The organism is Actinocatenispora comari, assembly GCF_017312725.1.
GTDB lineage: Bacteria > Actinomycetota > Actinomycetes > Mycobacteriales > Micromonosporaceae > Actinocatenispora > Actinocatenispora comari.
In genome coordinates this window covers 1-16088 of the sequence record NZ_BOPO01000061.1, presented here as the reverse complement: position 1 = coordinate 16088, position 16088 = coordinate 1, and the positions used below count along the sequence as shown (strand labels likewise).

Sequence of the window (16088 nt, the reverse complement as noted above, 5' to 3'; positions counted from 1 at the left end):
GATCGCGACGGACCCGCCGGTCGCGTTGTCCTCGCCGGTCGTGGGGGCGGCCGCCGGACGGGTGGCGCGGCGGCCGCGCGGCTTCGTCGCCGGGGCGGGCGTCGCCGCGGCGGACCCGGCGGTGGGGTCGGTGCTGTCGGGCGGGGTGCCGGGGTCCGGGCGAGTGGCCGGCTCGGTGGCCGGAACGCTGATCGTCGCCGGTTCCAGCGGCTTGGGTGGCCCCGCGGATCGGGTGGCCCGCCGGCGGGTCCGGCTCGCGGCCGGTGCGGCGGTGCTGTCTGCGGTGGGCCGGTCGGCGTCGGACGCGGCTTCCTGCACTGCGTCCGTGCTGCCTGTCGGCTCGTTGTCGAGCATCCGGGCGTTCTCCAGTTCTACCGCCCCCGGGCGCGAGAGCGCAGCCACGCGGGGGTGGTCCACAGGTCGAGCGGCTCTGCCGAGCCACCCGAAGTCTGCCTACCCGGGCCGTGCGGCCCGGCCGTCAGGTCGACGGGGTTCCGCTGACTGCCCTGTCCGCACCGACGACCACGAGCGGATCGGTGATCTCGCCGTGCCCGGTGAGCGTGCCCTGCGCCAACCTGGTCACCTTCGGTGGGACCGGCGGCGCCAACTCGGCCACCACGCGCAGGCCGGCCAGGACGTCATCGGGCCGTACGGACGGAGTTACGTGCCGTACGACTAGATCGAGTATGGCACATGGACCGCCCGTTCCCCCGGCGGCCGGCGCCGGCGTGGTGTTGCCCACCTCACCGGGCCGACCACCCGCGTCGGGACCACGCTCGGTGACCGCCATGCGTACCACCGGCGATCGGGCGTCCATCGTGCGGCGACCGGACTTCGTCATCCGCTCGACCAGGACCTCGTCCGCGGCGAGGAAGGCGGCCACCGCCGCCTCGGCCACCGAGTCGGTCACCTCGGGCAGTCGGATCTGCCAGTGCGAACCGGTGAGCCGATCGGCGAAGTCGGACGTCCTGGCCTCGACCGCCTCCAGGATGTCCAGGCCGGGCGGCAGCGCCGCGTCCAGCGCGGTGCGCAGCCAGTCGGGCTCGACCGGCGTCTGCAGGCCGACCTCGAAGTACTCGGCCTCGCTCGCCACGCCGGTCGGCGCGGCGGACGCGTACGAGATCTTCGGGTGCGGGCTGAACCCGGACGAATAGGCGATCGGTACCGCCGCGCGACGCATCGCGCGCTCCAGCGCGCGGGCGAAGTCACGGTGCGAGGTGAACGCGAGGCGGCCCCGCTTGGCGTACCGGATGCGGATCTTCTGCACCGTCGGCGCCTGCTGGGTGTCCGGCCTGGGTCGTTGCCTGCTGATCGTCGTGCTCCTCGTTGCCTGTGCCTCGGCAGTTCCGCGCGAAGCCGCCGCTTCGCCGCGAGCTGCTACGTGTTGACCGGGGTCAGTGGCAGCAGCTTACGGCCGGTGGGGCCGATCTGGATCTCGGTGTCCATCGCGGGGCACACCCCGCAGTCGAAGCAGGGGGTCCAGCGGCAGTCGTCCTGCTCGACCTCGCTCAGCGCGTCCTGCCAGTCGGCCCACAGCCAGTCGGGGTCGAGCCCGGAGTCGAGGTGGTCCCACGGCAGCACCTCGGCCTGCTGCCGCTCCCGGGTGGTGTACCAGGCGAGCGACACGCCGAGCGCCGGCAGCTCGGCGTCGCACGCCGCCACCCACCGGTCGTACGAGAAGTGCTCGGACCAGCCGTCGAACCGGCCGCCGTCACGCCACACGTGCTCGATGACCCGGCCGACCCGCCGGTCACCGCGGGACAGCAGCCCCTCGATGTGGCTCGGCCGCCCGTCGTGGTACCGGTAGCCGATGGCGCGGCCCAGCGACCGGTTGCTGTTGATGGCGTCGCGCAGCGCCTTGAGCCGCCGGTCGATCGTCTCCGGGTCGGCCATCGCGGCCCACTGGAACGGGGTGTGCGCCTTCGGCACGAACCCGCCGATCGACACCGTGCAGCGGATGTCCCGGCTACCGGTGGTCTCCCGGCCGGTGGTGATCACCCGGTGCGCGAGGTCGGCGATCTGCAGCACGTCCTCGTCGGTCTCGGTGGGCAGGCCGCACATGAAGTAGAGCTTGACCTGGCGCCAGCCGCCCGAGTACGCGGTGACCACGGTGCGGATCAGGTCGTCCTCGGTGACCATCTTGTTGATCACCTTGCGGATCCGCTCCGAGCCGCCCTCCGGCGCGAACGTCAGGCCGGTGCGCCGGCCGTTGCGGGCCAGCTCCTCGGCCAGCTCGACGTTGAACGCGTCGACCCGGGTGGACGGCAGCGACAGCGACACGTTCGAGCCCTGGTACCGGTCGGCCAGGCCGTGCGCGACCGCGCCGATCTCGGAGTGGTCGGCGCTGGACAGTGACAGCAGCCCGACCTCGTTGAAGCCGGACTCCTTCAGCCCGTTCTCCACCATGTCGCCGATGGTGGTGATGGAACGCTCCCGCACCGGGCGGGTGATCATGCCCGCCTGGCAGAACCGGCAGCCGCGGGTGCAGCCGCGGAAGATCTCCACCGCGTACCGCTCGTGCACCGTCTCGGCCAGCGGCACCAGCGGCTTCTTCGGGTACGGCCAGGCGTCGAGGTCCATCGTGGTGCGCTTGTGCACCCGGAACGGCACGTCCGGACGGTTCGGCACGATGCGCTGGATCCGGCCGTCGGGCAGGTATTCCACGTCGTAGAAGCGCGGCACGTACACCGACTCGGTGCGGGCCAGCCGCAGCAGCAGCTCGTCGCGTCCACCCGGGCTGCCCTCGGCCTTGAAGGCGCGGACGATGTCGGTGATCTCCAGCACCGCCTCCTCGCCGTCGCCGAGCACCGCGGCGTCCAGGAAGTCGGCGATCGGCTCCGGGTTGAACGCGGCGTGCCCGCCGGCCAGCACGATCGGATGGCTGTCGTCCCGGTCGGCGGCGTGCAGCGGGATGCCGGCGAGGTCGATCGCGGTGAGCAGGTTGGTGTAGCCCAGCTCGGTGGAGAACGAGACGCCGAACAGGTCGAAGTCGCCGACCGGCCGGTGCGCGTCGACGGTGAACTGCGGCACCCGGTGCTCGCGCAGCAGCGCCTCCAGGTCGGGCCAGACCGAGTAGGTGCGCTCGGCGAGCACGTCCTGCTGCTCGTTGAGCACCTCGTACAGGATCTGCACGCCCTGGTTGGGCTGCCCCACCTCGTACGCGTCCGGGTACATCAGGGCCCACCGCACGGTGGCGTCGTCCCACGGCTTGCTGACCGCGCCGAGCTCGCCGCCGACGTACTGGATCGGCTTCTGCACCTGCGGCAGCAGCGGCTCCAGCCGGTCGAAGACGCTCTCGCCGCGGCGCCGGGTGGCGGTGTCGGACATGGTTCTCGGGCTCCCGTGCTCGGCTGCTGGTCTGTGCTCGACTGCTGGTCTGTGGTCCGGCCGCTGCTCGCTCGCGGGCGGCGCCGGCCGGCACAAACCCCCAGACTACGCGGCCCGGTCCGGCGCTTGGTCCGCCGCCCGAGCGCCGCCGGCACGGCGGGGCGATCGGGGCATATGGCGCGGCGCGGTCAATCGACCTCGGGCTGCAGGGTGCGGTCCGCGTGGTGGCGGGCGAGCAGCGCCAGCTCGACCGCGCTGGTCCGGCGGTCGGACAGCTCGGGCAGGTCGTCGAGTGCGAAGAAACCGACGCCGGTGGTCTCACCGTCCAGCCCCGCCTGCGGTTCGGCGTCGTCGAGCCGGTCGCACACGAAGAACATCTTGTAGATGTGCCACATCCCGTGCGTCAGGTGTCCATTGTGGAGTGTGCCGTCGAAGATCGCGGCCAGGTGCTCGGCGCGCACCCGCAGCCCGGCCTCCTCGGCGAACTCGCGCTCGGTGGCGTGCCGCGGGGTGTCCAGCGCGTCGATCCACCCGCCCGGCAGGGTCCACCGGCCGTCGACCTTCTCCCGGACCAGCAGCACCCGGCCCGCCTCGTCGAACAGCGCGCCGCGGCAGTCGAGCTTCGGGGTGGCGTGCCCGACCTCGGCGACGATCGCCTGGTGGAACTGCTCCGGGTCGGCCCGGGCGATCATCCCGTACAGCTCCGCGGTCAGCTCCTGGATCCGCCGGTACCGGTCCAGCTCGTACTTGTCGGTCGAGTAGTTGAGCCCGTTCTGCGCCATCGCGCCGAGCTCAATCGCCATCTCGTGCAGCCTGCCCGCGACATCCTGAGCCATGCTCCGCATCCTGCCACGCGGGCCCACCGGCCGGCCGCCACGCGCCCCGCGCCCGAATTTGCGATGCGCACCGGGCCGGCAACCGCCATCCTCGGCGGATGGACGCGTTGTTGACCGGATCCGGCGGCACCCGGCTGCGCTGGGACCAGCTGCCCGAACGGATCCGCCACGAGGTGGAGCGCCGGCTCGGCGACCGGGTCGTCGCCGCGCACGTGCAGCACGGCGGGTTCTCTCCCGCGTTCGCCGGCCGGCTGCGGCTCGCCGGCGGCGGGCGGGTGTTCGTCAAGGCCGGCAGCGCCGCCGACGAGGCGCACATCGGTACCGCGTTCCGGCACGAGGCGCGGATCGTCGCCGGGCTGCCCGAGCACGCCCCGGTACCCCGGCTGCGCTGGTGGTTCGACGACGGCGACTGGGTGGTACTGGCGTTCGACGAGGCCGCGGGCGCGCCGCCGGCACTGCCCTGGCAGCGTACCGAACGGGACCGGGTGCTCGCCGCCGTCGCCGACCTGGCGGCGACCCTGACGCCGGCGCCGGACGTACCGGTGCCCGACCTGGACGACGAGGACGGGGCCGCGCTGAGCGGGTTCCGTCGCCTCGCCGCGGGCGATCCCGCGACCGACCCGGACCGGCGGCTCGCGGCCGCGTTTCCGTGGGTGGCCGCCGAACTCGACACGCTGGCGGCCTGGGAGGCGCGCTGGCCGTCGGTCGCCGGCGGCGACACGCTGCTGCACGGCGACCTGCGCGCCGACAACCTGCTGCTGACCGACGACCGGGTGCTGTTCGTGGACTGGCCGGCCGCGGTGCGCGGGGTGGCCTGGTTCGACCTGGTCGCGTTCCTGCCCAGCCTGATGATGCAGGGCGGCGGCGACGGGGCGCAGGTCCTGGCCAGCCACCCGCTCACCGCCGGCGCCGAACCGGACGCGTTGACGGCGGGGCTCGTCGCGGTCGCCGGGTACTTCGTCTCGCAGTCGCTGTTGCCGGCGCTGCCGCGGCTGCCGCGCATCCGCGAGTTCCAGCGCGCCCAGGCGCTGCCGGCACTCGAACTGCTCCGCACCCGGCTCTGACCCCGCCCGGCGTACCACCGGCCGCGGGCACGGCGCGCGGTACCGTCGCGGGATGGCGGAGTATCACCGGCGCCGGCGCCGGGTGCGGCGGGACGGCTCGCCCCGGCAACGGCCCGAGCCGGAGACGCCGCCCGGCACCGGCGAGCAGCCCGACACCGGCGCGACACCGACCACCGGCGCGACCCCGGCGCCCGGCGCAGCACGATCCGGCGACCCCCGGCCGGCGCCCGGCGCGGCACGATCTGGCGACGCCCGGCCGACGGCCGGCGCAGCGCGATCCGGCGACGCCCGGCCGGCGGCCGGCGCAGCGCGACCTGGCGACGCCCGGTCGGCGGCCGGCGGCGCCCGGCCCGCCAGGAACGCGACGCCGGCCGGTGTCACCGCATCGAACGCGAGCCCGGGGCAGGTCGCGGCACCGGCCGCCGGCGCCCGACCGCGTCCCCAGCCGGGCGCACCGCGCCGGCAGCGACGGCGGGCGCCGGAGACGCCGGTACCGCGGCCGCCCCGACACCACCCGGAGCCGGAGCGGCGGTCCGAGGAGCAGCGGTCCCGGCCACGCGCCGCCGACGACGTGGCGGACGGGGAACGCGGGCTGCGCGGACTGGTCGGCGCCGGAAACTCGCAGCTGACCACCGGCGCGGCGCTGCGGGCCCGGGACGCGGCCCGGCCCACCGAGGCCGACCTGGCCGCCGCCGAGCGCGACCTGACCATCGTGCGCCGGCACTGGGTTCCGCGCGATCCGACCTGAGCACGGCGTCGGGGGCGCAAGCTGGAGCACGGTGTTGCGCGCGGCGGGCCGCGTCCGGAACGCAGGCTGGAGCACGGCGTTCCGCGTCCCGGGGCGCAGGCGGGAGGGGCGTTCCGCGTCCCGGGACGCAGGCTGGAGCATGGCGGTCCGGCCGAGGACGGGGTACCGGCGGGGCGCCCGGGGCGAGGCGTTTCGAGGCGAGGCAGCGGCATTCGGAGGGACGACATGGCGGAGGATCCGGCCCGGGCGGTCGACACCAGCCGGGCGAACCCGGCCCGCATCTACGACTACCTGCTCGGCGGCGCGCACAACTTCGAGGTGGACCGGGCCGCCGGTGACCAGATGCTGCCCACCGCCCGGCAGACCGCCCGGGTCAACCGCGGGTTCCTGCGCCGGGCGGTACGGTTCCTCGCCGAGCAGGGCGTCGACCAGTTCCTCGACCTGGGCTCCGGCATCCCGACGGTGGGCAACGTGCACGAGATCGCGCGGCAGGCGAACCCGGCCGCCCGGGTGGTGTACGTGGACAACGAGCCGGTCGCGGTGGCGTACGCGCAGCAGCTGCTCGCCGACGACCCGCAGACCGAGATGGTCGACGCGGACGTCCGGGACCCCGAGTCGGTGTGGCGCAGCGACGCGGTCCGGCGGCTGCTCGACCAGGACCGGCCGATCGGCGTGCTGCTGGCCGCGGTGCTGCACTTCGTGCCGGACGCCGACGACCCCGCCGGCATCGTCGCCGGGTACCTGGAGCGCACGGTGCCCGGCAGCTTCCTGGCGCTGTCGCACTACACCGCCGACGCCTGGCAGGTCGACCAGCAGCAGAACGCGACCCGGGCCGGCGAGAACTACCAGCGCAACACCAGTACGCCGGTGGTGACCCGCAGCCGGGCCGAGCTGGCCGCGCTGGTGGCCGGGCTGGAGCTGGTACCGCCGGGCATCACCTGGGCGCAGGACTGGCGGCCGGCGGCCGACGCGGAGGATCCGCCGGCCACGGTGCACGACATCTACGCGCTGGTCGCCCGCCGCCCCTGACCGGAGCCACGGCGCCGGTCAGGGCAGTTCGGGTACCGCGTGGGTCTGCTCGTAGTCGGCGATCTGGGCGATCCGCCGGCGGTGCCGCTCGCCCTGCGAGAACGGCGTGTCGAGGAACGTGCGCACCAGCTCGACCGCCTGCTCGGTGGTGTGCATCCGGGCGCCGATGCCGACCACGTTGGCGTCGTTGTGCTCGCGGGACAGCCGGGCGGTCTCGGTGTTCCAGGCGAGCGCGGCACGCACTCCGGGGACCTTGTTCGCGGCGATCTGCTCGCCGTTGCCGGAGCCGCCGATGACGACGCCGAGGCTGCCCGGGTCGGCGACCACCCGGGCGCCGGTGGCCAGGCAGAACGCCGGGTAGTCGTCGTTCTCGTCGTAGCGTGCCGCACCGACGTCGACGACGTCGTGGCCGGCGGCGGCGAGCGTCGCCAGCAGGTGTGCCTTCAGCTCGAAGCCCGCGTGGTCGGAACCGAGATAGACGCGCATGCCGCCAGTCTGTCAGGCAGCCACCCGGGGCACGTCGCGCGGTGCCGAACCCGCTGGTATACACCACGTGTATAAACCATGTGTATAGTCACGGTCATGTCGATCGGTCTGACACTGCTGGGCCTGCTCGAGCCCGGCCCACGCCACGGGTACGACCTGAAACGCGCCTACGACGAGCACTTCGGCCAGGACCACCCACTGCACTACGGGCAGGTGTACGCGACGCTGTCCCGGCTGCTGAAGAACGGCCTGGTCGAGCTGGAGGCGGTGGAGCCCGGCGCCGGCCCGGACCGCAAGCGGTACGCGATCACCGACGCCGGCGTCACCGACCTGGACGGCTGGCTGGGCCGCCCCGAGCAGCCCGAGCCGTACCTGTCCAGCACGCTCTACACCAAGGTGGTGCTGGCGCTGCTGAGCGGCCGGCCCGCCGCCGAGATCCTGGACACCCAGCGCACCGCGCACCTCGCGCTGATGCGCACGCTGACCCGCCGCAAGGCCGCCGGCGACCTCGCCGACCAGCTCGTGTGCGACCACGCGCTGTTCCATCTGGAAGCCGACCTGCGCTGGCTGGAGCTGACCACCGCCCGACTCGACGCGCTCGCGCAGGAGGTCGTCCGATGACCGCCACACCACTGCTGGTCGGCCGCGACCTGCACCGTACGTTCGGGGCCACGCCGGCGCTCGCCGGCGCGAGCATCGCGGTCCGTCCCGCCGAGATCGTCGCCGTGATGGGCCCGTCCGGGTCCGGCAAGTCGACGCTGCTGCACTGCCTGGCCGGCATCCTGCGGCCGGACGCCGGCCAGGTCCGGTACGGCGAGGTCGACCTCTCGGCCGCCGCCGACGCCACCCGCAGCGCGCTGCGGCGTACCGAGTTCGGGTTCGTGTTCCAGTTCGGTCAGCTGGTGCCGGAGCTGACCTGCGTGGAGAACGTGGCGCTGCCGTTGCGGCTGGCCGGCACCCGCCGCCGGCCGGCGGAACGCACCGCGCGGGAGTGGCTGGAACGGCTGGAGGCGGCCGAGGTGGCCGGCAAGCGGCCGGGCGAGGTGTCCGGCGGGCAGGGCCAGCGGGTCGCGGTGGCCCGCGCGCTGGTCACCGAGCCGCGGGTGGTGTTCGCCGACGAGCCGACCGGCGCCCTCGACTCGTACCACGGTGAGCAGGTGATGCGACTGCTCACCGAGGCGGCCCGGCGGACCGGCGCGTCGGTCGTGCTGGTCACGCACGAGCCGCGGGTCGCCGCGTACGCAGACCGCGAGGTGATCGTGCGCGACGGCCGCACCCGGGACGTGGAGCTGGTCGGATGAGGCGCTGGATCCGTGACCTGGCGCTGGGCACCAGGCTGGTCGTCGGCGGTGGCCCGACCGCCTGGCTGCGGCTCGCGATGACCGCGGTCGGGGTCGGGCTGGGTGTCGCGCTGCTGCTGCTCGCGACCGCGGCACCGACGATCCTGTCCGGTCACCGGGCGCGCAGCGACGCCCGCGACTTCGCGTACACCGACGGCCCGGCGAGCGCGCACACGGTGCTGATCCGCCAGACGCCGGGCAGCTACCGGCACCACCCGGTCCACGGCGTGCTGGTGCAGCCGGAGGGGGCCGACCCGTCCGTACCGCCGGGGCTGTCCCGGCTGCCGGGGCCCGGCGAGATGGTGGCGTCGCCGGCGCTGCGGCGGTTGCTCGCCGGCCCGGACGGCGCCGAGCTGCGCAGCCGGTACCCGGCCCGGGTGGTCGGCACGATCGGCGACGCCGGCCTGGCCGGGCCCCGCGAGTACGCGTTCTATCTCGGCAGCGACCGGCTCACCGGGCGCGGCCAGCGGATCGCCCGGTTCGGTACCGAGCAGCCACGCCAGCCGTTGGATCCGGTGCTGCTGCTGCTCACCGTCGTCGGCATCACCGTACTGCTGGTGCCGGTCGCGGTGTTCGTCGCGACCGCGGTGCGATTCGGGTCGGCCGCCCGGGACCGGCAGCAGGCGGCGCTGCGGCTGGTCGGCGCGGACCGGGCGATGACCCGGCGGATCGCGGCGGCCGAGGCGCTGCTCGGCGCGCTCGGCGGCCTGGTCGTCGGCGCGGTGCTGTTCCTCGCCGGACGCCAGCTGGTCGAGCTGGTCGAGTTCGACGGCATCAGCGTCTTCGGCTCCGACCTGCACCCCCAGCCGGTACTGGCCGCGCTGGTCGCGGTGGCGCTGCCGGCGGCGGCGGTGGCGATCACGGTCGTCGCGCTGCGCCGGGTGGTGGCCGAACCGCTCGGGGTGGTACGGCAGGGGGTCGGTCGGCGCCGCCGGCTGTGGTGGCGGCTCGCGGTCACCGGGCTCGGGCTGGCGGGGCTGGTCCTGGCCGGGCTCGGTCGCGACGGCGGTGGCGGGGTCAGCCTGCCGGCGGTCGCGGCGGGCGTGCTGTTGTTGCTGGCCGGCGCCGCGGTGCTGCTGCCGTGGCTGGTCGAGTTCGCGGTACGGCGGTTGCCCGGCGGAGGGGTGCCGGGTCAGCTCGCCGTGCGGCGGCTCCAGCTCGACGGCGGTACCGCGGCGCGCGCCGTCACCGGCATCACCGTGGCGGTGGCCGGGGCGATCGCGCTGCAGACCCTGCTCGCCGGCGTCAGCCACGGCTACGTGCATCAGACCGGGCAGGACGCGAGCCAGCGGCAGGTGCTGATCGAGGACACCGTGCCGATGACCGCCGGCCAGCGGGCCCGGTTCGCCGCCCGGCTGCGGCACACCGACGGCGTGCGCCGGGTCGAGGCGTACGGGTCGGACACGGTCGCCGCGACCGACGACCCGGAGCTGTTCTGGAGTGTGATGGTCGCCGACTGCGCCACGTTGCGCACGTTCGCCGCGCTCGGCGACTGTGCCGACGGCGACGCGTTCGGGGTGGACGGCACCGATGCCCGGGCGCCACGGCCCGGCGAGGCGGTCCGGACCACCGACTCGCCGCACGGGGCACGGCTGCGGCTGCCGGCGGGTTTGCGTAGCGTGCCGGCCCGGCCGGATCCGACCGGCATGACGCACGCCGGGTTGCTGCTCACCCCGGCCGCGGCAGACCGGCTGCCGGTGCTCGGTGGGCGGCTGTCGACGTCCGGGTTCGTCGGCACCGACCCAGCCGAACCGGACGCGTACGACCACGTGGTGACCACGACGGTGCGCGTCGACCCGACCGCGTCGGTGTTCTCCCTGCAGGGGACGCAGGTCGACGCCCGGTTCGGCACGGTGCGGCGCGGGCTGCTGCTCGGCGCGATCGCGGTACTGCTGGTCATCGGCGCGAGCTTGCTCACCACGGTGCTGGAGCAGTTGCGGGCCCGGCGCGGGCCGCTCGCCGTGCTCAGCGCGTTCGGCGCCCGGCGCAGCACGCTGACCGTCTCGGTGCTGTGGCAGACCGCCATCCCGATGTTCCTCGGGCTGCTGCTGGCGGTGGCGACCGGACTGGTGCTCGGCGCGGCCCTGCTGCACCTGTCGCATGCGACGATCTGGTTCGACGCGGCCGGGATTCTCGGCATGACCGGTGCCGCCGCCGCGGTCGTCGCGCTGGTCACGCTGCTCAGCACGCCGGTGCTGTGGCGGATGATGCGGCCGGAGGCGATGCGCACCGAGTGACCGGCACGGGGCGGTGGGGAAGACGTGCCGGGTCGCCGTGGGGAGGCGGCGGCCCGGCGCCGAGCCACCGGAGCCGCCGCCCGGGCACCGAAACCGCGGGCGGCGGCTCCCGCGTCCGGCGGGCCGCACGCGACCGGGCGGGCCAGGCGGCAGGCCGCACCGGGCCAGGCGGGCCGGACGGCCGGCCGCACGCGACCGGGCTGGCCGGGCGGGTCAGGCGGCGACGGGGACCGGGGTGGCGGCGGCGCGGTCGAGTTCGGCGGTGCGGCGGGCGATCGCCGGGCCGAGCGCGAGCACCCCGGCCGCGGTGACGACCCCGCCACCGAGGGCGAACCACCAGACGAACGCCGGGCCGGCGGTGGCGTAGACGGCGGTTGCCGCGGACAGCGCGCAGAACCGGCCCAGCCCCCACACCCAGCCGAAGCTGCCCTGGTACCGGCCGCGCGCGTCCGCCGGTGCCAGCCCGGCGACGACCGAGTCGGCGATGCCGCTCGCCATCGCCTCACCGATCGACCAGATCACCACCGTCCCGGCGTACGACCACGGGTCGTGTGCCACGCCGGTCGCACCGACACCGACGGCGACCAGTACCGAGGCGGCGACGTAGACGCGGAGCTGCCGGAATCGGGCGAAGACCCGGGTGGCGACCGGCTGCAGGAACACCACGAGTACCGCGTTGAGCGCCGCCATCGCCCCGTACGTGCGGGTGGACAGGCCGTCGTCGCGGATCGCGAGCGGCAGGCAGACCTCGGTCAGGCAGTAGATCATCAGCCCGACGCCGAGCAGCGGCAGCAGCCGCCGCGCCAGCGGATCGCGCAGCACCACCGCGTAGCCGGTACCGGAGGTGGTGGTCGGTGCGACGAAGCGACCGGCCGGCAGCAGCGCCGCCGCGATGCCGGCGAACGCCAGCGAGCTGGCCACGTCCACCGCGAACAGCAGCCAGTAGCCGTGCGCGGCGAGGTAGCCGCCGAGGATGCCGGCGACCGCGGTACCGATGTTGACCGCCCAGTGCGTCAGCGCGAACGCCGTGCGCCGGTGCGACGCGGGTACGGCGTCGGACAGCAACGCGCCGGCGGCCGGACCGACCATCGTGCCGGTGGAGCTGAGCACCGCGGCCGACAGCGCGAGCAGCGCCAGGTTGGGCGACGCGAACAGGCAGCCCTGCGCGATCGCGGTACCGATCAGTCCGATCAGGATCGTGGCGCGGCGGCCGACCCGGTCCGCGAGCACCCCGCTGACCGCCGGGCCGACCAGGTTGCCCACGCCGAGCGCGGTGAGCACGTACGGGACCTGCGCGGTGTCGATGCCGCGCGAGCCGAGGAAGAAGACGAGGAAGGGGCCGACGACGAAGCCGAGCCGGTTGACGACGGTCCCGGCGAACAGGACCCAGGCGGCGCGAGGCAGGCCGCTGAACGTGGTGAACACGCGGCGATCGTCCGGCCCGACGTATGCTCGGCACCATTGATTAAGCTCAGACCGAATCCACGGAGGGCAGATGCGATCCGAACTGGCGTTCTCGGCCGACGATCTGGCCCGCACCCGGTTCGCCGTCTCCCCGATGTGGGAGGTCGTCGCGAGCTACCAGCTGCTCGCCTCCCCGGCGCGGCACCCGCTGCACCAGCCGTGGCTGGACCAGGTACGGCCCCGCGTCGCCGCCGCCGGCCTGGACGCCGGGTGGCTCGCCGCGCTCGTCCCGGCCAGGGGCTACGTGCCGGACTTCCTCACCCCGCTGCCGGACGACCCGGCACCCACCCTGGCCGGCGAGCTCGCCACCATCCGGGCCACCGCGGCCCGCGACGTGCACGCCGACCTCGACCTGTACGCCGCCGGCAACGCCAAGACGCGCGCGCTGCGGGCCGACCCGCCGGCCCGGCTGGCGCAGCTCGCCGACGAGGTGGCGACCTACTGGGAACTCGCGCTCGGCCCGTACTGGGCGAAGGTCCGGGCGCTGCTGGACGCGGACGTGTTCCGCCGTGCCCGGCAGGTCGCCGAGCGGGGCACCGGCCACCTGTTCAACTCCCTGCACGAGACGTTGAGCTGGGACAACAACACCCTGCAGCTGGTACGCCGGCAGTGCGCGCTGCGCCGCGACGAGATCGGCCCCGGCCTGGTGCTGGTGCCGTCGGCGTTCGTCAGCCGGGTGCTCACCTGGTCTCGCCCGCCGCACCCGCCGCAGCTGGTCTACCCGGCGCTCGGCGCGGCGACCCTGTGGGAGCACCAGCCGGTCCGGCACCGCGCGGCCATCGCCGCGGTACTCGGCCGGTCCCGGGCGCTGCTGCTCACCGAGCTGGCGACGCCGACCTCCACCACCGACCTGGCCCGGCGCACCGGGATCTCCGCGGCCGGCGTCTCGCAGCACCTCACCGCGCTGCGCGACGCCGGCATCGTCAGTACCCACCGGGCCGGCCGGTCGGTGCTCTACGCCCGTACCGCGGTCGCCGAGTCGCTGCTCGCCGACCCGGGCTGATCGGGCGATTCGGCTGCCGCCGCGCCGCCGCCGGGACGGTCAGGCGGTGGGCAGTTCGGCGGCGAGCAGGCCGGCGCGCGCCTTCGGGGTGAACCAGGTGGACTTGCGCGGCATCTTCGCCCGGGCCAGGTTGACCGCGACGAAGTCGGCCACGCTGACCGGCGCGATCAGCACGGCGAGATCGGCCCGGCCGGCGTCCACCTCGCCGCGCAGCCAGCTCGCCGGGTAGTCGCCTCCGACGTAGCTGATCCGCTTGTCCGCCGGGTCGAGTTCGAGCACGTCGCGGACCAGCACCGACTCGACCGCGCTGTAGTCGAGCCGGTCCACCACGTCGGCGCTGGCCGGCACCGGCAGCCGCACCGCGTACGAGCCGGCGGTGGTGTGCAGGTGCACGGTGCCCGGCGCCGGTACCTCGGCCGGTGCGGTCAGCGGTTCGACGGTGGCGCCGGCGGCGCGCAGCCGCTCCGGCAGCTCGGCGACCCCTGGAAGGTCGCGGACCAGCCGGTGGTACGGCTGGATGTGCACCGACTCCGGCGTGGTGACCACGGCGAGGAACCGGGACAGCCCGCCGACCTGCGCGGCGAGGCTGCGGTGGTTGCCGTCCGCCACGATCAGCTCACCGCCACCGGCGGCGGCCAGTACCCGGTCCTGGTCGGCGCCCGGGCCCAGCGCCCACAGCTGGTGGCTGCGGCCCTGCGGGTCGGTGTCGGTGACGTCCGGCGCGCCGAGCCGAGCGGTCAGCTCCACCAGCAGCGCCTGCAGCGCCGCGCCGGAGCCGGTCTGCAACAGCAGCACCGGACTGAGCAGGTGGCCGATCGCGTCGGCCAGCGCGACCCGCTCCTTCACCTTGGCGACGAACACGTCCTCGTTGCGGATCACCAGCCCCGGTTCGTCCGCGCTGGCGGAGATCTGGTCCGTGTCGACCAGGCAGAACACGCCGTAGCTGACCGCGCCGTCGGCGGCCGCGGCGCTGTCCGTGCCGGCAGTGCCGGCGGTGCCGGCGGTGCCGGCGGTGCCGGCAGTGCCGTTGCCGCCCGCGCCGCCGGCCGGCTCGGCGATCCGGTACAGCCCGACGACCCGCTCGGCCGCCCGGTACCGACCCTGCTCGCGCAGCGCGGCGAACCGGGCCGCCGCGGCGGGCAGCGACTCGCCGAACGAGTGCCCGGCGGCGACCGCCTCCGGGGTTCGGTGCGGCATCTCGACGGCGAGCGCGCTGGCCGGGTTGGCCGCCACGATCTCGGTGATCTCGCCGTCGTCGGCGAACTCGTCGTAGTTCTGCGCGCCGGTACCCCCGGCGGAGATCCAGGCCCGATCGATCGGGTGCGCCGGCGACTGCATCAAGTCTCCCTGTGGCTCGGCGCCGGTGGCTCGGCGCCCGTGGCTCGGTGTCGTCGCACCGAACGCTACCGGTACCGCGGATTCCGGTATCGCATCGGCCCGGCGAGGGGCGTTGACAGCGCCGCGGGCAACCACGACCCTCGTCAGGGCGCGTTCGAGAATCCCGCGTGCCGGCTGCGGCGGCCCCGCTGGTTGCCCGCTCGCGGCGCCGTCGGCCAGCCCGTGTGCAGACCCGGCACACGAACTGCCCCGCCGCAGCCGCAGGCGAACGGGGCTCGCCTCGCCCGCCGAGGGTTCTCGAACACGCCCCACGGCCGGCGTGCGCACCCCCGCGTACGACCGGCCCGTCGTCTGCCGGATCCCCGTTCGTCGCACCATCCCCCGGCGGCCGACTCCGCAGAGGAAGGCCGGATGCCGGCCGGAAGGGACAACGGATGCTCAAGTCCGCCAGGAAGCGGGCGCTGACCGCGGCGGTCGCGCTGGGTGCCGCGCTGGTCGTCGGCGTCGGCGGGGCCAGCATGGCCGGGGCCGACCAGCACGGCGCGGGCCAGGCCACGCCGAAGCACGACTCGTCGATCGAGAACCTCGGCCTGGTCAAGAACGAGATCAAGGCGTACTACGGCGACGACGGCGACCACCAGCCGTCCGCCGACTCCGCGTACGCGCGGGACGCCAAGCGGGTCGAGTCGCAGCTGAAGCGCTGGCTGACGACCCGCTCGCACGAGCACGGCAAGAAGGCGCTGGTGCTCGACGTGGACGACACCGTGCTGTCGAACTACAACTACGAGGCGTCGCACGACTTCGGGTACGACCCGGCGACCAACGCCGCGTGCGTCGAGGCGAAGTGCTTCCCGGCGGTCTTCGGCATGCCGGCGCTGGTCAGCTGGGCCAGCACCCACGGGTACGCCGTCTTCTACGTCACCGGCCGCCCGCACGACCAGCAGCAGGCGACCCTGGACAACCTGGCCGACCAGGGCTTCCCGACGCCGGCGGGGATCTTCACCAAGGTGAAGACCGCGCCGTACCCGCCCTACCTGACGTGCTCGCCGAACTGCTCGACCATCGAGTACAAGTCGGGCACCCGGGCGCACATCGAGTCGCTGGGCTACACCATCGTGGCCAACGCGGGCGACCAGTACTCGGACCTGAAGGGCGGCCACGCGCAGCGCACCTTCAAGATGCCCAACCCGATGTACTACCTGCCCTGAGCCGCTGC

14 protein-coding genes and 1 pseudogene are annotated in these 16088 nt (G+C 74.7%); 8 read left to right on the top strand and 7 right to left on the bottom strand.

Features of this window, described 5'->3' with window-relative positions; translation table 11 throughout:
• The 4 genes and pseudogenes from NUM_RS17755 to NUM_RS17740 all read right to left on the bottom strand — a co-directional run.
• A pseudogene (locus NUM_RS17755) lies at positions 1–402 on the bottom strand (hypothetical protein); the annotation flags it as partial.
• Positions 403–478: 76 nt separating this feature from the next.
• Positions 479–1267, bottom strand: a complete 789-nt coding sequence (locus NUM_RS17750) for a TIGR03936 family radical SAM-associated protein (RefSeq protein WP_207126000.1) — start codon at positions 1265–1267, stop codon at positions 479–481.
• A gap of 110 nt (positions 1268–1377) precedes the next feature.
• The gene (locus NUM_RS17745) at positions 1378–3327 is read right to left on the bottom strand and encodes a TIGR03960 family B12-binding radical SAM protein (RefSeq protein ID WP_207125999.1); all 1950 of its coding nucleotides are present in this window, start codon (positions 3325–3327) and stop codon (positions 1378–1380) included.
• A 188-nt stretch (positions 3328–3515) separates the two neighbouring features.
• The gene (locus tag NUM_RS17740) at positions 3516–4163 is read right to left on the bottom strand and encodes an NUDIX hydrolase N-terminal domain-containing protein (RefSeq protein WP_207125998.1); all 648 of its coding nucleotides are present in this window, start codon (positions 4161–4163) and stop codon (positions 3516–3518) included.
• 98 nt (positions 4164–4261) lie between these two features.
• Here NUM_RS17740 and NUM_RS17735 point away from each other — a divergent pair, with 98 nt between their 5' ends.
• The 3 genes from NUM_RS17735 to NUM_RS17725 all read left to right on the top strand — a co-directional run bounded on the left by NUM_RS17735 (position 4262) and on the right by NUM_RS17725 (position 7004).
• Positions 4262–5227 carry a phosphotransferase gene (locus tag NUM_RS17735; protein ID WP_207125997.1) on the top strand — a complete coding sequence of 322 codons (966 nt, stop codon included), beginning with the start codon at positions 4262–4264 and terminating at the stop codon, positions 5225–5227.
• 52 nt (positions 5228–5279) lie between these two features.
• Positions 5280–5975, top strand: coding sequence for a hypothetical protein (locus NUM_RS17730; protein ID WP_207126001.1), 696 nt, complete (start codon positions 5280–5282; stop codon positions 5973–5975).
• 210 nt (positions 5976–6185) lie between these two features.
• Positions 6186–7004, top strand: a complete 819-nt coding sequence (locus NUM_RS17725) for an SAM-dependent methyltransferase (RefSeq protein WP_370467013.1) — start codon at positions 6186–6188, stop codon at positions 7002–7004.
• 18 nt (positions 7005–7022) lie between these two features.
• On the opposite strand, the gene NUM_RS17720 is transcribed toward NUM_RS17725, so the two are convergent.
• Positions 7023–7490, bottom strand: a complete 468-nt coding sequence (locus NUM_RS17720) for a ribose-5-phosphate isomerase (protein ID WP_207125995.1) — start codon at positions 7488–7490, stop codon at positions 7023–7025.
• Positions 7491–7586: 96 nt separating this feature from the next.
• Here NUM_RS17720 and NUM_RS17715 point away from each other — a divergent pair, with 96 nt between their 5' ends.
• The 3 genes from NUM_RS17715 to NUM_RS17705 are packed head-to-tail and all read left to right on the top strand — an operon-like array spanning position 7587 to position 11067.
• A complete protein-coding gene (locus NUM_RS17715) occupies positions 7587–8111 on the top strand; it encodes a PadR family transcriptional regulator (protein WP_207125994.1) in 525 nt (174 codons plus the stop codon).
• Positions 8108–8791, top strand: a complete 684-nt coding sequence (locus tag NUM_RS17710) for an ABC transporter ATP-binding protein (protein WP_207125993.1) — start codon at positions 8108–8110, stop codon at positions 8789–8791. Before NUM_RS17715 ends, NUM_RS17710 begins: the two co-directional genes overlap by 4 nt.
• Entirely contained in the window at positions 8788–11067 is a 2280-nt protein-coding gene (locus NUM_RS17705) for an FtsX-like permease family protein (protein WP_207125992.1), read from the top strand. The genes NUM_RS17710 and NUM_RS17705 overlap by 4 nt, the downstream gene beginning before the upstream one ends.
• A gap of 213 nt (positions 11068–11280) precedes the next feature.
• On the opposite strand, the gene NUM_RS17700 is transcribed toward NUM_RS17705, so the two are convergent.
• Positions 11281–12492, bottom strand: coding sequence for an MFS transporter (locus NUM_RS17700; RefSeq protein ID WP_207125991.1), 1212 nt, complete (start codon positions 12490–12492; stop codon positions 11281–11283).
• A gap of 70 nt (positions 12493–12562) precedes the next feature.
• Between NUM_RS17700 and NUM_RS17695 the strand changes: the two genes are divergently transcribed.
• Complete coding sequence (locus tag NUM_RS17695; RefSeq protein WP_207125990.1) at positions 12563–13534, top strand: ArsR/SmtB family transcription factor; 972 nt, start codon at positions 12563–12565, stop codon at positions 13532–13534.
• 39 nt (positions 13535–13573) lie between these two features.
• Here NUM_RS17695 and NUM_RS17690 read toward each other — a convergent pair whose 3' ends face one another.
• Positions 13574–14872, bottom strand: coding sequence for a DUF1015 family protein (locus NUM_RS17690; protein ID WP_207125989.1), 1299 nt, complete (start codon positions 14870–14872; stop codon positions 13574–13576).
• A gap of 434 nt (positions 14873–15306) precedes the next feature.
• Between NUM_RS17690 and NUM_RS17685 the strand changes: the two genes are divergently transcribed.
• Complete coding sequence (locus NUM_RS17685) at positions 15307–16080, top strand: HAD family acid phosphatase (protein ID WP_207125988.1); 774 nt, start codon at positions 15307–15309, stop codon at positions 16078–16080.
• The last annotated feature ends 8 nt before the right edge of the window (positions 16081–16088 follow it).

Bases quoted from the DNA above. Each gene is read 5' to 3' on its own strand.
- NUM_RS17720 (WP_207125995.1), bottom strand. From the start codon at position 7,490: ATGCGCGTCTATCTCGGTTCCGACCACGCGGGCTTCGAGCTGAAGGCA.
- NUM_RS17710 (WP_207125993.1), top strand. From the start codon at position 8,108: ATGACCGCCACACCACTGCTGGTCGGCCGCGACCTGCACCGTACGTTC.
- NUM_RS17690 (WP_207125989.1), bottom strand. From the start codon at position 14,872: ATGCAGTCGCCGGCGCACCCGATCGATCGGGCCTGGATCTCCGCCGGG.
- NUM_RS17715 (WP_207125994.1), top strand. From the start codon at position 7,587: ATGTCGATCGGTCTGACACTGCTGGGCCTGCTCGAGCCCGGCCCACGC.
- NUM_RS17745 (WP_207125999.1), bottom strand. From the start codon at position 3,327: ATGTCCGACACCGCCACCCGGCGCCGCGGCGAGAGCGTCTTCGACCGG.
- NUM_RS17730 (WP_207126001.1), top strand. From the start codon at position 5,280: ATGGCGGAGTATCACCGGCGCCGGCGCCGGGTGCGGCGGGACGGCTCG.
- NUM_RS17735 (WP_207125997.1), top strand. From the start codon at position 4,262: ATGGACGCGTTGTTGACCGGATCCGGCGGCACCCGGCTGCGCTGGGAC.
- NUM_RS17695 (WP_207125990.1), top strand. From the start codon at position 12,563: ATGCGATCCGAACTGGCGTTCTCGGCCGACGATCTGGCCCGCACCCGG.
- NUM_RS17705 (WP_207125992.1), top strand. From the start codon at position 8,788: ATGAGGCGCTGGATCCGTGACCTGGCGCTGGGCACCAGGCTGGTCGTC.
- NUM_RS17685 (WP_207125988.1), top strand. From the start codon at position 15,307: ATGCTCAAGTCCGCCAGGAAGCGGGCGCTGACCGCGGCGGTCGCGCTG.
- NUM_RS17740 (WP_207125998.1), bottom strand. From the start codon at position 4,163: ATGGCTCAGGATGTCGCGGGCAGGCTGCACGAGATGGCGATTGAGCTC.